This window comes from Paenibacillus sp. FSL L8-0435 (assembly GCF_037965655.1).
Taxonomy (GTDB): domain Bacteria; phylum Bacillota; class Bacilli; order Paenibacillales; family Paenibacillaceae; genus Paenibacillus.
Window position 1 is genome coordinate 5,584,993 of record NZ_CP150185.1, and the last position, 14,437, is coordinate 5,599,429.

A 14,437-nucleotide genomic window follows, 5' to 3' on the forward strand; every position below is an offset into this window, starting at 1 on the left:
TCTGTTAGACTTGTCCTCGTTTATAATAGACTGAAGCGATGATCCGGATCAAAACCGGGCCAGTGCTCAGCGAGCGTATCCGTATTCCCTCTAAAATAAATACTCCCATCCCGTGTCATCCACAGGACGTCATGCCGATCGTAATGTCGGTTTAACCAGCCCACGGCTTCGGCACTTCCCAGAATGCATACCGTCTTGGCAATGATCTCGCATTGCGAAGCATGCTGTCCCATAACGGTACACTGCAATACGTCCGTATGTGCGGGCTCCATCGTCCGGGGGTCAATGAGGTGATGTGCAAGGCTTCCGTCCGTATTTTGCCATTGTCTGCGGGAAATACCCGAAGTGGCAACAGCTCCTCGCTGTAAACGGATCGCTCCCGACGCAGCACCCTGATTCTGCAAAGGATCTGCTACTTGCAAGGTCCATTGGGAATGGTCTGGTGAACCCCATACTTGAATATCTCCACCCGCGTTAATCAACCCCGCCGGAATACGCAATGTTCGCTGCAACCATTCTGCGATTCGCTCCACTGCCCAGCCCTTAACAATGCCTCCCAGGTCCAGCTCAGCTCCGGGGTCCAGATGAACCATCCGGCTACCTTCCCGCTGAATCCAGCTCGGACGGCTGTGGTCATATCGATCTTCCATCCAGCCTGATGATTCAGGTGTTCTCGTTCGCAATATGCGTTCAAGCAATGGACGTTGCAATTGTCGTTGCTGCACCTTCTCGAAGCTTAGATCATATCCCGAAGCCTGAAGAGCCTGCGAGATACCCGGTTGAAAAATCCCTTCAGTAAGTCCAATATATCCATAGGCCAGACTCAAAACTTCATCCATCGCAGCGGAGATGGGCATCCATCCGGTCGAACCATTCAGACGATTTAGTTCACTGTCTGCCACAAATCGGCTGAAACGTTGCTCCTGCGTCTCAAACCAATTCTTCACTACGGTTGCTGCATGTTCAGCTTCTTCCCGCTCAGCGGACAGTTGCACTTCAACATCCGTGTTCATCGCATGGAATTGAAACCGGAGCGGACGAGTAACTTGCTCCGTGCGGCTCATGATGCACCTGTGCGTGACTGATAGTTGCCACTGCTGTATCCAGAGTCTGTACTCTGGTTATTTTGTCCGAAACGCTGAGAATCTGAATAATTCCCCTTGTTACTCGTGCTCTGATCTGGCCCAGCTGCTTGTGTGCTATCGGATGTTCCATTATATTGACTATCATTATTGTCATTGTCCTGCGTGTTCCAGTTGTTGCTGTCCGTTGTACTGTTGATCCATTCATCCATCACATCATCATGCGTATCCACTTGGCTTGAAGCAGTAACGCTTGTATCTGTGCCATTCGCTGCTGCGTAGGCCACATCAAAGGCATCCGAAGTTCTTACATATTGAAAGAGTGCAGCCACGGTCAACGTTGCTGCCGCTGATGCTTGCCATTTTCTCCATTGATTCCGTTTTCTTCTGGTCATCGCTCTTCCCTGCTTTCTTTAGGGTGTGTCTCAAGACACGCCCTAGCGAAGTTCATAGATGTATCATAGGCGCGCTGGCTTAAAAATAGATGAATGAACCGTTAAGAGAGGCTAAAAAGGCCCAGAACAGGTGAATTTCCTGTCCCGAGCCTCTATATAAGATCGTATTATCATTTCATATCGATATCATCATTCCGTTTAGATTTTATAATAGAACATGCCATCCGGTTGCTGCTCTTGCTTCATTACTTCGCGTCGAATTAACTCCTGCAAATGGGCCAACGTCTCACTCATGGCAAACCGCAGTTGATGGGTACCCAGCCGATTGCCAAACATGTGCACACAGATGTCATAAGCATTCGCCGGTGACTCCTGAATTCGCTCCGTCATCTTCTGAAGACGTTCCTCGTGATGAGCCAGCAATTGAACTGTCCGTTCGGTGAACTGGGCAAAAGGATTCCGATGCCCTGGATACGCCAGCTTGACATTTAGCCCCCCGAGACGTTGCAATCCTTCCATATAAGACAATAATGGCTGAGGGTCACTGCCGGGTTGCAGACTGATATTCGGTGAAATCTGTGGCAAAACTGCATCTCCGCACAGAATCTCCATGGACTCCGGCGCATAAAAGGATAAATGTCCTGGAGCATGTCCACCCGTCTCCACAGTAACCCAACGTCTCCCGCCCATATCGAGCCACTCGCCATCTTCAATGGTTGTCACATTTGGAAGTGGCGTGATCTGCGAAGTAAATGCCTTCATATGTTCATGTATCTGCTCAGTCTTGTCTTCCGGCATACCATGACGACGATAAAAATCAGGTAATAATGTATTAATACGTGAATCAGGTCCCCACATATAGTCGGCCTCTTGGCGGGAGCGTGTGGACATTCGAACGGGTGCCCCCGTCATCTGTTGCATCCAACCCGACAACCCAAGATGATCGGGGTGATGGTGGGTGAGTACAATTTGACGAATATCGCTAAAGGTCAGGCCAAGATCTGCCAGCGCTTCACTCCACTCCTGTTCTGTTTCCGAATTACGCGGTCCCGGATCTATAATAGTTATCTTCCCATCCGGTTCTGATAACAGATAACTGTTCACCCATCGTAAGGGAAACGACATGCTGATCTTAACCCGGTGTATGCCCTCTGTCATGGACATCTCTTCTGTGCGCTTCATGTTATCCCCCTTCCAGACTGTCTCTGTTCACTCCACAGGACGACGACCCACAAAAATCATGCGCGGAGAAGTCTGCTCGTCATATTTCTCTTCGTCATAGCCGCCATGTACCTGATCTACCCGGAGTCCGGCGGCACTTAACATCTGACTCAGTTGTTCCCGTGTGTACAACTTCACACGCTCCTGATATACCCGTGGTTCATGCCCGGATGTGGTATCCGTAATACGAATTTCCTTTTGCACAAATCCATCCTCAATCTTGCGGTACTCCTCAATTCGCTGTCCTTCATCCTCTCGGACGGAGTGCGGAACCAGATGACGAGTCACATAAGCCGTATTCATAAAATCAATAATGTAGCTGCCACCCGGCCGAAGCATGCGATGAATGGCACGTAATACTTTCAATTGTTCTCCGTCCTCAAGGAAATAACCAAACGATGTGAACAGATTGACTACGGCGTCGAAGCCACCTTTCAGCGGGAGTTCACGCATGTCCGCAAGACACCACGATACTCGGTGTTCAGTGTCCATTAGTCGGGCTTCGCGCAAAAGCACATCAGAAAGATCGACCCCGGTCACTCGTAATCCCGCATCAGCAAGTGCCAATGAGTGCCGTCCCATACCGCAGCATAGATCCAATACTTCAGAGTTAGGCTCAAGCTTCAACCATTTGATCATTTTATGTACTTCCTGATAGGCACCCTGCACATCCCGGTGCTTGTATACGAGCAGATAATCTTCTCCAAAACTCTTTTCATACCATTCCGTCATCCATTCTCGCCCTCCACTTGGTCACTGGCTCTCTATCTGTAGTACGCTTTGTTCAGGCCTCATCATTTCCCCTAGCTTTAATGTATTGTAACGTCTTTATTCTGCAAACTCAAAAAATTCCAGTAAGTTTCCAACATTGAAGAGCCAAAATGCACACGATATAATGTTAGACATATGCCTGTAAATCGGTTAATTATAAGAGGTTGTTCAAAAAGCAACAGGAGGTGTTCTTATGATTCGCATTGGACTTACCGGATGGGGGGATCAGGGAGATCTCTATCCAAACCGTACCAAAGCCAAAGACAAGCTCAGTCTATACGGACAATACTTCTCCACTGTGGAGGTGGATAGTTCCTTCTACGCCGTTCAGCCGCGGGATCGAATGGCACGGTGGGCTGCAGAGACGCCCGAATCCTTTGCTTTTATCATCAAAGCCTATCAGGGAATGACCGGACATCTGCGAGGCAAACCCTACTTCACCAGCACGTCGGAGATGTATAAGGCTTTTCGAGAATCACTAGAGCCCGTCATTGAAGCTGGCAAGATGCAGGCAGCCTTGTTTCAATATCCGCCCTGGTTTGAGTGCAATAAGGACAATGTCAATGAGCTTCGTGAAGTGAAACTTCGAATGGAGGGTATTCCGTGTGCCCTCGAATTCCGTCATCGTAGCTGGTATGAAGGTGACATGCGAGAGCGCACGCTTGCGTTCCTGAAAGAGCAAGGCTGGATTCACAGCGTCTGTGACGAACCTCAGGCGGGTTCAGGTTCCATTCCCATCGTGCCACAGGCCACGGATTCGGAGATGACGCTCGTGCGCATGCACGGACGCAATGTGTCCGGGTGGCATCAGAATGGTGCGCCCAATTGGCGCGAGACCCGTTACCTGTACCGTTACAACAAGGAAGAGCTGTTGGAGTGGAAAGGGTATCTGGAGCAGTTGCAGGAACAGAGCAAGGATGTCTATGTTATTTTTAATAACAACTCCGGTGGCGATGCAGCAGCGAATGCCCAGATGATGATGGACCTGCTGGATCAGCCGGTGAAGCCTTTCCCTGACCGTTCTGAGCCTGAGCAGGAAGAAGGACCGGAACAGCTGGAATTATTTTGATCGGTATTAACGACGGAGTTATTCACATTATAGGGTGAAGGTACGTGTATGTTATTGCTATCATGCAGATCGGATTCGAAATTGGAATCAACTAAAAGCGGCAAGCCTTGGGGCTTTGCCGCTTTTTCAGCTCGTACCTATTGAAGGCCATCCGCAAATATACGTTCCGTTACGTCAAGCACTAGCGCTGCGCAGCCGTAACCGAAGAATCGATAGACACCTTGGAGAGCTGCTGGTTCATTTTATACACTTCAATGCCTGCCAAGAGCACAATGCCGATCCCATGGGTATCATTCAGATTCCATCCCAGATCATCGCGATAATACAAGGCGGTAAACGAGTAACCGGAACCGCGGCATACCCCGTATATATTGCCTTTATAGTCAATCGACAAGCGCGTCATGCCTTCCCATCCTTTGCGTACGGCCTCCAGATAAGGCTCCGGTTGTTCTAGCCACCCTTCCCGAATTCCACGGGCATAGGCGTAGATGAACATCGATGTACAGGAGGTCTCTTCATACGAATCCGAGCGGTTTAACACCTGATGCCATAGTCCATTTTCCCCTTGCAGCGCCAAATAACCTTGACTTAAATCACGATAGAAACATAACAGTTCCGGCCGTTTCACATGATCATGCGGCAGAATGGACAACAGTTCGGTTAAGGAGAATAGCACCCAGCCGTTACCCCGTCCCCACGGAATACCTGTCGCCCGACCACGCACAAAATCATACACATGGGACATGATCTGTTGTTCGGGAAGGTAGAGATACTTACGGAACATCAGGAACTGATTGACCGCATCATCCCAATACGTCGCATCACCTGTCAACTGACCATAACGCATCAGAAAAGGTGTACTCATGTACAAGTCATCACACCACATCGTCTCCTGACGCATCTCCCCACTGCCTCGTACCCGGTAAAAGGCGCCATCCTCCAGACGTTCCTGCTCATCCGTAATGTAGCCCGCAATTCGATCCGCGGTATCTCTTCCCCCACGAATATCGCCGAATTCCATCGCAGCAAGCAACGTAGATCCGAACGAACCGCAATCATCCAGACTGTCGATGGCAGACAGCTGATTATTGATTCCTGCCGCACCGTACCCTTCCCGATCCCACAGACCATAGCGGTCAAATGAAGTGCTCAGTTCAATATGTTGCCGCACATACTGAATGTAATCATCACGTCCCAATTCCTGTCCCGTTTGGAGAAGTCCAAGCAGGGTGACGCCTAGCGGATAATTCCACTTTCCGTAATGTGTGTTCTCCAGATAGGGACGAACATGCGTATCGGGAAGATCTACTCGCCAATACACACCTTGTGCGCCATCATCAAATACGGTATCTGTTCGCACGATGTCGGCGTAGGATGGCTCAGCGCCGAGAGCAAACACACCTGTGTACAGCCAGGGGTCCGTGCATCCCGCAACCGGATGAGGAGGTTTCAGTCTCCAGCCTGTGGAACCCGAACGCTCGGCATCTTCCAAAGTGAATCCCCAGGAGCCACCAAGTGCTTGAATTTCACCTTTTGCGACCAAATCCGAGGAACCGTAACGTCGCGGGAGTTCAACGTGAAAGTTACCGCTACTTCCAGCAGAGTATATTTCCGTGCCATCCACATACAAGGTCAAAGCACCATCATGACGGCCTTTTAAAATAACTGGCTTTGATCCTGGCAAGGTTACATCCAGTTTGGACCACGCATAGGCAACAGCCGGTTGTTCCGTACCAAAGATTCGAGCAAATGAACCTGCGCTCTGCTCCTCATCTGTCCAGCCCCTGCGCGGATACCAGGTAAGACCCGTTTCTTCTTCCGTCATGCCGTCACAAGGAAGTGATAATACAGGTTCATCGACGGGTTCCGAATATAACCAGCCTTCCTGACCCTGACGATCTGCCCCAGGAGTGAGGAAGTGCAGCGGGAAATTTTTGAACGAGGCTGTTCCATAGATACCGCCGAATCCCACTTCTGTTTTGACAAAACACAGTAACACATCATTCCAGCCATAGTTAATGGAAATCGGAATCTGGGTTCTTCGCTCAGGAAATAATTCCTGCAACAACTCAGACTTGAATACCTCTTCGCCGTTCACATAGATTGTCACCGGACTATAACAGTTCAGGCCCGTATTTAACGTTGCATTCTGCTCGCTCCATAACTTGCCCCATACATACACGTATTGCCCTGCATGCGCCTCTACGCATTTCTCATTCAGATTCAGGTCGTAGCGATAATCGCCAAGCCTGCGAAAACCTCCCTGATGATAGGCTCTGAGCAAAAATGAATGTTTCGGATGATCGCCAATATAACGCTGAGCCACCGTAGTCAATATATCCGGAATTGAATCGTACACCTTGCCTGCAATCGCCTCGTTCTCATGAAAATAACGAATGATCGTCAGCTCCCTTCCTTATATCTTGATTCGTTCGCTTAGCCGCAATGTCTCTCCGCCCTGCACTTCAACAACCTGCTGATCTGCCGTGAACCAAACCGGGATGGCAGACGGATTATGGATGATGGATCGATCAGCCGAACACTCGAGTCGTTGTACCGCTTTCCAATAGGCAATCACTTCGATGTTCGTGGCATACCAGATATCGTCCCTGCCGCCAATCTGCTCACCGAACTGTTCGATGATCTCCCAATTGTCGTTGTCATTGAACTCATAACTGTGACCCCAGACGTAGAGTAATAGTGGCGTACCTGTTTTGGAATGTTGGATAAAACGTTTGGCATGCCCCGCCAGATCATGGTTATGATGACACGTCGGATGCCATTCAAGCGGGCGCTCTGGCAACGTGTATCTGCCATGTGATTCAACGGTACGGGCATAATCAATGCCAAGCCACTCCAGCTTCGAACTTAACGCACGGTCGTACCCTCCATTGGGATAAGCCATACCTCGTACGGGATAACCGACACGCTTCTCGAGTGCTTTTCGGTCCTCAATAATCTCTTCGGTCAGCAGTTCATTCGGAACATAAGGCAGTGTAGGATGAGTAACGGTGTGAACAGCTACTTCATGTCCAGCGTACAGTTCCGCGACTTCCCCCGGCTCGATGCGGCCTGGATTGCCCAGGGTACCGGAGTTCAGATTAAAGGTTCCCCGTAGGCCATACCGATTACAGATATCCACCAGTCTGCGATCATGCACCACTCCATCGTCATAGCTGAGCGTTAACGCTTTCATCACACCACCTGGATAGCGGTCAAACTGAATACGATGTCCCATCTTGCTCCTCCTTCTGCTTCTTTTCCTGCTCCCTATTTCTGAATTTCCTTCACATTAAAATAGTGAAAAACACCCTGACCTCCACGATTCGCAAACCGTGTGTTTACAGCATAGATACCCATCTTCGCTCCAACCCAAAGGGCTGTTGTTGCGCTAAACGGTGTACCCATCGTCTGAAACTCAGCTCCGTCCGCACTCCAACTAAACTGGCACAAAGCAGGTTCTGTCAGGGTAAGCCGAAGATGAATGGTCCAGCCGGTTGCCTGCGAACCCTGGCCCTCCCAGTCCAGTCCCGTTTCCTCCCATTCTTCGGCATGCAGATGGCTGTCTTCGCGTTTGGCTCCGCGAATCAGCGATAACCGAATGGTTCCGTCTTCTGTCTGTAACAGGCACAGGCTTGCATACGAATCACCAAACATGATGAGACCTGACTGATCCCCTTCCTGTCCAGGCAGGAACGTGAGCCGGGTTGTCGCTTCAAATTCAGAGGCAGGCAGCTTCTGCAAGAGAAGATGAGGTGTACCAAACAAAGACTGAACGCCCTCCGGGTATGGATGACCACGCAATACGATCCCGCTTTCTGTACCTGCCTCAGCCCATTCAGGACGGGAGTTCGCCTGCCATTGCCACTGCAGCCCCAGACGATCAGCCTGAAAATTATCGGATACCTCAGGTACAGTGATCGGATACGCTGCTCCTACATCTGGTTTGATGTGCACATCAACAGGTTCCCCTGTTCCCGTTCCCTCAGAGTCAATTCCAATGACAGGCCAGCTGTCTTCCGTCCACGTCATCGGCTGTAGATGAACAATTCGGCCATACGCATCCCGATCCTGAAAATGAATAAACCAGGACTGCCCCGATTCCAGCTCCACATATCCTCCCTGATGAGGCCCATTCACAGAGGAAGATCCCTGATGCATCACAATTCGATCCTCATATGGCCCAAATACCTGTTGGGAACGCAAAACCGTCTGCCACCCCGGCTTTACACCACCAGCCGGAGCAAAGATATAATAATACCCATTGCGCTTGTAGAACTTAGGTCCTTCAATGGTCGGATGATGTTCGGTCCCATCGAAGACGATCATGCCTTCGTCCAGAAGCTTCCTGCCATTCGTAGCCATCCGGCACACTTGGATTTTGCTCTTGATTCCACTGCGACTATGGGCAAAAGCATGCACAAGATAGGCTTGGCCATCCTCATCCCATAAGGGACAAGGGTCGATCCAGCCCTTCACTTCATGAACCAGATGCAGCGGTGACCACTCGGCTTCAGGGTGATCCGCCGTAGTCATGAAGATGCCCTCATCCGGTGTGCTGAAGAAAATCCAATACTTTCCGTCATGATACCGAATGCTGGGTGCCCATACGCCTTTGCCATGAAGAGGTACATCGTATCCTGGCAGTTCAAGCCGTTCTATGGCATATCGGACAAGTTTCCAATTCACCAGATCCTTCGAATGTAGAATAGGTAGGCCCGGTGTATGCGAGAAACTGGAGGCCGTCATATAGAAGTCATCTCCTACACGAATCACATCCGGGTCCGAATAATCTGCATGCAGAATCGGATTGCGGTATGTACCGTCACCCTGATCTGCGACCCAGACCGGGTCCAGTCTTTGTTGGTCAGATTGAGCTGTATTCATACTTCCACTCCTTCATCTGAATTCTTCAACAGGTACATGACCTGCATCCTGTAATCGATGATGTTCCGAATCAAAATACGTACCTTCCAGCAGGCCGATCAATGTGTTGGTAATCCGCACTTCAATGTCGTTGTCTCCCAGACGCAACCAGGAGGGCTCTCCCTTCCAGCGATACGGAGACCAGCATCTTACACCCAGGCTATGTCCGTTTACCCGCACTTCCACCACATCCTGCACACGCCAATCGCCAAATTCCAGTTCAAACGAGGCAACACCTTCCTCTGGTTCATCCAGCCAGAACGTGCGTTTATAACTCATTTCCCCGGCATAATGGGGATACAGAGGCTGAGGTTCAGGCCCGATACGAAGGGCCGTATCCGACTCTCGCACAAGCGAAACCATGCCTTCATGATGGAATTCCACACCGAATCTTCCCTGTAGATACAAGGGATCCACGATGCCATCCTCATCTTTCGTCACCTGCACAATCACCGTCATTTCGTTGAGACCGCTGTGCAGCAACTCCGTGATATCACAAGCGATGTTATTGTGGTCGGTTATTTCGATTGGATCGAATTGTTCTTTTTCAAGCAAATGCCCATTAATCTCCATCGACCAAATGCCTGAGATCGCCGCTCTGTCCATGAATAGAAGGCATGCAGGCAATACCGTTCTCAGCTCAAATGTGGTCGTATATCGGCATTCGATGGGATAGGCTACGGATGCTTTCTTGGGTGTGCCAAATACCTGATTAAACTGGACTGGCAGATGCTGCTGCTCCGATAATTCTGCCGCCTGATCAATAAACGGTTTTACAGCTACATGCTGACTCTCCAGAATCACTCCATTAGCATTGGAAGCCTGAAGATGGAATTGTCCCATTCGCAAAATGTTAGACTGCACCGTTTCCAGTCGCCATGGCCCTTCCGAAGGAACTTTGATCTTACAGGCTTGATTCGCCCCTGCCGAAACATCCGCTCTGAACGTCGAACCCGTTTTGTCTGCTACATCCACCTTCGTTGGTACTGCCTCTTTCTTCGCAGCTTGTAAAGTAAGGCGTACAGCATGCGCTTCATAAGGCGCCAGCGTTAGTGAAATGCACCATTCCCCGCCACTGCTCGTATACGGTAATGCCTGAAGCTGCCCTGTCTCCAGATCGAGTCGTTCTGCCACGAGACAAGTGTTCTCTGTCAGCTCCGTTCCATCCCACAGCTGTCTGGCGACCAGCTTTAATTGGCCCTTTAGGTCCTGCCCCTCCTGATTGGTCAAAAAAACCATACGCTCCCCATCGGACAATTGACGGGTGTGCATCAGCAGGGATGCACTTTCTTCCTCCATGATCCAGCAGATGGGTTCCGGCAATACCTGATCGAGCAGGAGGGAGATTAGCTCCAGCGAAAAGTCATCTCCCTGCCCCGTTCCTGCGGGTAGAAAATAGGCATTCCCCTCACCCTGATGCCACATGGTTTCACGGTTATCATGATCTGTTGACCCGCTACGGCCCCAGTACACCTCTTGCGGCTGCTCGCCTGCACCAAAGAACTGGGCAGCTTCATCCCCCTCCGGACTTCCCGGCTGGATCGCAATATACGGAGGCATCCCAACAGAGATGACAGTTCCTCCCTGCCGAACAAATCGCTTCACCTGTTCCCAGGCCGCGGCCTCCAGATTCAGCATCGGTGGCAGAATCAGTACGTCATAACGGGCAACGCCGATCTGAATGATGCCATCCGTTAAGTCAGCTTCAGCCAACAATTCGGGGTCAAGGTGATCATAGTCACGTCTGTTTTCGAGCAGATGTGTCGTAATCCTCATCCAGTCCTTCGTTAGACGATCCAATTGTCCCCGTTCTGCTTCGTCTTCGCCGCTATATTCAAATCCATGCAGCGGATTACCCATCAGACTCCAGAATGTCGTCGTTGGGTCAAGCACGGCAATACGAATGTCTGCTGCTCCGGTGCTCATGAGATAGCTCAAACGTCCGGTGTAATCCCCCAACTGCCCGAAATGCTTCCAATAGGGATTCTGCAAAAATTGAGATGGCGGTGCATCATGCTTTGCCAGCCCACCAATCGTATAGAAAAAGGCGTGAAAGTTATAAAAATTGGTACCCATGGCGGCCATTCGATCGATCATCCACTTGGCATCCTGTAGCGTCATCGACCAGCCCACACTGTGAAAACATTCAATCAGATTGCGGCTTCGGCCCAATTGCCGGGCAAGCGAACTGACCATCTTGGGATTGTCACGCATCTTTTGACCGTATCGTTCCAGAATCCACGATAAGGATCGTCCGATTTTCTCATGTGCCGAATCCCCCCCTGGCATATGGCTGAACAACTGGGTCGTCATCCGTACGCCAGGCACTTCAGCCGCATATTGGATTCCTGCTTCCTCACACCAATCATGCACCTGTTTGTGATAGGACTCCCGGAGAAGCAGGTGCAGCGACTGGTAATAGTCATACCGAATTCGATGCGCGTCCGGAACATCACCATACAGCAGGGCCGGTAGCGAATCGATCAGACTATAACCACAACGCTCATTGAAATAACGGGGAAGCTGTCGTGACCAGGGGATACGGCCCAGCGGTGCGATCTCATCCGAAAACATACCTTTGATTACGCTTTCAAATCGATCTCCAACCGCTGACTTATAACGCTCATGTGTCAGTTCAATAAAACGGCTCATCGCTTCCTTGTGGCAAGGATCAACAAAGTTGCCGTAATATTTGAAATCATCGATCTCTTTTTCCTGAAATATAATCAACTCCCAATCACCTGCCGGAACTTCCCACAACATATGGAACGCTGTGCGATAGGTGAAGAAACGCTTACGATTATACGAAGTGAGTCCGGTCTCCTGATAGACTTGATCGGTCTGGATATTGCCGATTTTACTGCGCAAGTCAATGGATTCATGCCATAACCGTTTGCCCTGCGCATCCTTGGGAATCGCCTTGGCAACCAACACTCGTCCCCATGGCAACTGCAGATCCACAGCTTCTCCACCCTGAACCACCAGTTGATGATGCACGAGCTGTCGCTGCTTCGCTTCAGGGAAATCAAGGGTCACTTCTCCGCCAGCCATCCCGCTTGGATATGGATATTCGTCATATAACCATACCTGCATGCCGTGAGCAGCCGCCGCTTCCACTGCAATCCGCACCTTATCAAACCATGCTTCAGAGAGATAGGGAATCTGTAGTCCCTGACGCGGACAGATGAAGAATCCGCCTACACCTTGCGTGGCCATCTCAGCCACCTGCCGCTTAACCTGCTCTTCTTCCATATCCCCGTTCCAGAACCAAAAGGGATGGACCCTGTACTGCGCCTCGGGATTTTCAAAAGCATCCCCGTTCCACATATTGCCTTCCTCCCTGCATGTTCAAGAGTGGTCGTTTAACTTTACCAATAACGTTCATTTCAGTTCATATAGGTTTGTTTCGTTATGATTATACATCAAAAACCATATTCAGGAAGTCATAATTTCCAACTACTTCAGTGCTGCGTACAGTTCATTGACTTCTTTCACATAATCGTCTCCGCCGTTGTTCTTCCACAGAGCAACAGCATCTTCAAATCCTTTCTCATCAATCTGACCTACGATATATTTGATTCGTGCATCGTTAATGATATTGTCCAGCTGCGGTCCTTTCTGAGCATAAACATCAGAGATCAGCGGTTCGCCAGGATTGGCGATGACAATCTCTTCGTTGGCTTTCTGCACTTGTGCAACCTTTTCACGGACAGGTGTCTGTTGTACACGAAGCGTTCTGTCTTCCGGCACAAACATCAAAATCTGATTTAAGCCCTGCAGGTCGCGGAGCGCAAGCTTGTCAGTGCTCGGTACGATGTAGTCTTCTTTTTTCTCGTATTGCTTACCTTCCAGTCCGTTGTACAACAATGCCTGCAATTCCGGTTCATTCAGCTGATCCAGGAAGCTCAGTACCTTCTTTAGGTCTTCTTCCGTTTTGACACTGCTTTTGGAGATCGCAATCAGGCCGGAGTAGCCAGACGTTGGCATATCACGCAATCCCTTTGGACCTTCCATCGCTTGCAGCACGTCTACACGTCCTGTCGCATTTGGGTCTTTATCGAGTATTTTCTGATCCATGCGCTGGGCATTATCTGCTACATCCACCATGACACCGGCTTGCCCATTCACAAATGGATCAGGCAGTTTGGTCGCATCCATCACGGCAAAGTCCTTGTTGACCAGACCCTCACTATAAATTTGACGGAAAAATTTCAGGGCTTCCATGTATTCTGGTGTCTCATGCGCCGGGATCAGGCCTCCACTGCCATCATCTCCCCATTTGTTCGGTGCACCGAACCATACCTGCATGTTATCCCACGGGCCTGTGAATTTGCTGGCAACCAGACCATAGGTATCATCCTTGCCGTTACCGTCTGGATCATCCTTCGTGAACGCTTTCAATACATTGTAAAATTCGTCAATCGTCTTTGGCTCTTCCAGCCCCAACTTCTCCAGCCAATCTTTGCGGATTGTGACCCCATTACGTCCTAAGGCGCGTGCCCGATAGATCCCATAGGTTTTGCCATCGATTGACGCATTGTTGGTGATGATCTCATTCATTTGACTCAGATTCGGATAGTCTTTCAGATAAGGACCAAGCTCCCAGAATGCTCCGGTTCGTGCCGCATTAATGAAACTTGGGGACTTCCCTAACACCACCATAATCTGAGGCAGCTTTCCCGAGGCCAGTGTAATGTTGAATTTGTCTTCGTACGAGCTGCTCGGCACCCATTGCAGATTCACATCCACCTTGGTCAATTCCTCAAGCTTCTGGATGACTGGGCTATTCTCCGGCGGATTCTCCGCTTCAAAGTTCGGCAGCATGATTGTAATCTGATCAGTGCCACCCGCAGCGGTTCCTGAACCTTCTTTGTCGGTGGAGCATGCGCCCAGAATTGTACTTAGTACCAGTGAAGCAGAGAGTAGCAGTGCACCTTTTTTGAATCCCGTTTTTTGTCCCATACGTTCTCCCC

Annotated in this window: 10 protein-coding genes; 1 reads left to right on the top strand and 9 read right to left on the bottom strand. The window is 50.0% G+C overall.

Features of this window, described 5'->3' with window-relative positions; translation table 11 throughout:
* Nucleotides 1-20 precede the first annotated feature (20 nt).
* The 4 genes from NST33_RS24870 to NST33_RS24885 form a co-directional block, all read right to left on the bottom strand.
* Complete coding sequence (locus NST33_RS24870) at nucleotides 21-1,064, bottom strand: FAD:protein FMN transferase (protein ID WP_339305482.1); 1,044 nt, start codon at nucleotides 1,062-1,064, stop codon at nucleotides 21-23.
* Complete coding sequence (locus NST33_RS24875) at nucleotides 1,061-1,477, bottom strand: hypothetical protein (RefSeq protein ID WP_339178924.1); 417 nt, start codon at nucleotides 1,475-1,477, stop codon at nucleotides 1,061-1,063. Before NST33_RS24875 ends, NST33_RS24870 begins: the two co-directional genes overlap by 4 nt.
* Nucleotides 1,478-1,675: 198 nt before the next feature.
* Entirely contained in the window at nucleotides 1,676-2,659 is a 984-nt protein-coding gene (locus tag NST33_RS24880; protein WP_339305484.1) for an MBL fold metallo-hydrolase, read from the bottom strand.
* A gap of 27 nt (nucleotides 2,660-2,686) precedes the next feature.
* Nucleotides 2,687-3,430, bottom strand: a complete 744-nt coding sequence (locus NST33_RS24885; RefSeq protein ID WP_339305486.1) for a methyltransferase domain-containing protein — start codon at nucleotides 3,428-3,430, stop codon at nucleotides 2,687-2,689.
* Between the two features lie 232 nt (nucleotides 3,431-3,662).
* Between NST33_RS24885 and NST33_RS24890 the strand changes: the two genes are divergently transcribed.
* Nucleotides 3,663-4,538: a DUF72 domain-containing protein gene (locus NST33_RS24890; RefSeq protein WP_339305488.1), complete on the top strand. Its 876-nt coding sequence runs from the start codon at nucleotides 3,663-3,665 to the stop codon at nucleotides 4,536-4,538.
* Between the two features lie 181 nt (nucleotides 4,539-4,719).
* On the opposite strand, the gene NST33_RS24895 is transcribed toward NST33_RS24890, so the two are convergent.
* The 5 genes from NST33_RS24895 to NST33_RS24915 form a co-directional block, all read right to left on the bottom strand.
* Entirely contained in the window at nucleotides 4,720-6,864 is a 2,145-nt protein-coding gene (locus NST33_RS24895; protein WP_339305490.1) for a glycoside hydrolase family 88 protein, read from the bottom strand.
* A 90-nt stretch (nucleotides 6,865-6,954) separates the two neighbouring features.
* Nucleotides 6,955-7,776 (bottom strand): polysaccharide deacetylase family protein, encoded by an 822-nt coding sequence (locus tag NST33_RS24900; protein WP_221820890.1) that lies wholly within the window; start codon nucleotides 7,774-7,776, stop codon nucleotides 6,955-6,957.
* Between the two features lie 32 nt (nucleotides 7,777-7,808).
* Nucleotides 7,809-9,425, bottom strand: a complete 1,617-nt coding sequence (locus tag NST33_RS24905; RefSeq protein WP_221820891.1) for a glycoside hydrolase 43 family protein — start codon at nucleotides 9,423-9,425, stop codon at nucleotides 7,809-7,811.
* 12 nt (nucleotides 9,426-9,437) lie between these two features.
* Nucleotides 9,438-12,791 carry a glycosyl hydrolase gene (locus tag NST33_RS24910; protein WP_221820892.1) on the bottom strand — a complete coding sequence of 1,118 codons (3,354 nt, stop codon included), beginning with the start codon at nucleotides 12,789-12,791 and terminating at the stop codon, nucleotides 9,438-9,440.
* Between the two features lie 129 nt (nucleotides 12,792-12,920).
* Nucleotides 12,921-14,426, bottom strand: a complete 1,506-nt coding sequence (locus NST33_RS24915) for an extracellular solute-binding protein (RefSeq protein WP_221820893.1) — start codon at nucleotides 14,424-14,426, stop codon at nucleotides 12,921-12,923.
* Nucleotides 14,427-14,437: the final 11 nt, after the last annotated feature.

Coding starts and splice junctions, on each gene's coding strand:
- NST33_RS24870 (WP_339305482.1), bottom strand. CDS start 1,064: ATGAGCCGCACGGAGCAAGTTACTCGTCCGCTCCGGTTTCAATTCCAT.
- NST33_RS24880 (WP_339305484.1), bottom strand. CDS start 2,659: ATGAAGCGCACAGAAGAGATGTCCATGACAGAGGGCATACACCGGGTT.
- NST33_RS24915 (WP_221820893.1), bottom strand. CDS start 14,426: ATGGGACAAAAAACGGGATTCAAAAAAGGTGCACTGCTACTCTCTGCT.
- NST33_RS24875 (WP_339178924.1), bottom strand. CDS start 1,477: ATGACCAGAAGAAAACGGAATCAATGGAGAAAATGGCAAGCATCAGCG.
- NST33_RS24885 (WP_339305486.1), bottom strand. CDS start 3,430: ATGACGGAATGGTATGAAAAGAGTTTTGGAGAAGATTATCTGCTCGTA.
- NST33_RS24890 (WP_339305488.1), top strand. CDS start 3,663: ATGATTCGCATTGGACTTACCGGATGGGGGGATCAGGGAGATCTCTAT.
- NST33_RS24905 (WP_221820891.1), bottom strand. CDS start 9,425: ATGAATACAGCTCAATCTGACCAACAAAGACTGGACCCGGTCTGGGTC.
- NST33_RS24900 (WP_221820890.1), bottom strand. CDS start 7,776: ATGGGACATCGTATTCAGTTTGACCGCTATCCAGGTGGTGTGATGAAA.
- NST33_RS24910 (WP_221820892.1), bottom strand. CDS start 12,791: ATGTGGAACGGGGATGCTTTTGAAAATCCCGAGGCGCAGTACAGGGTC.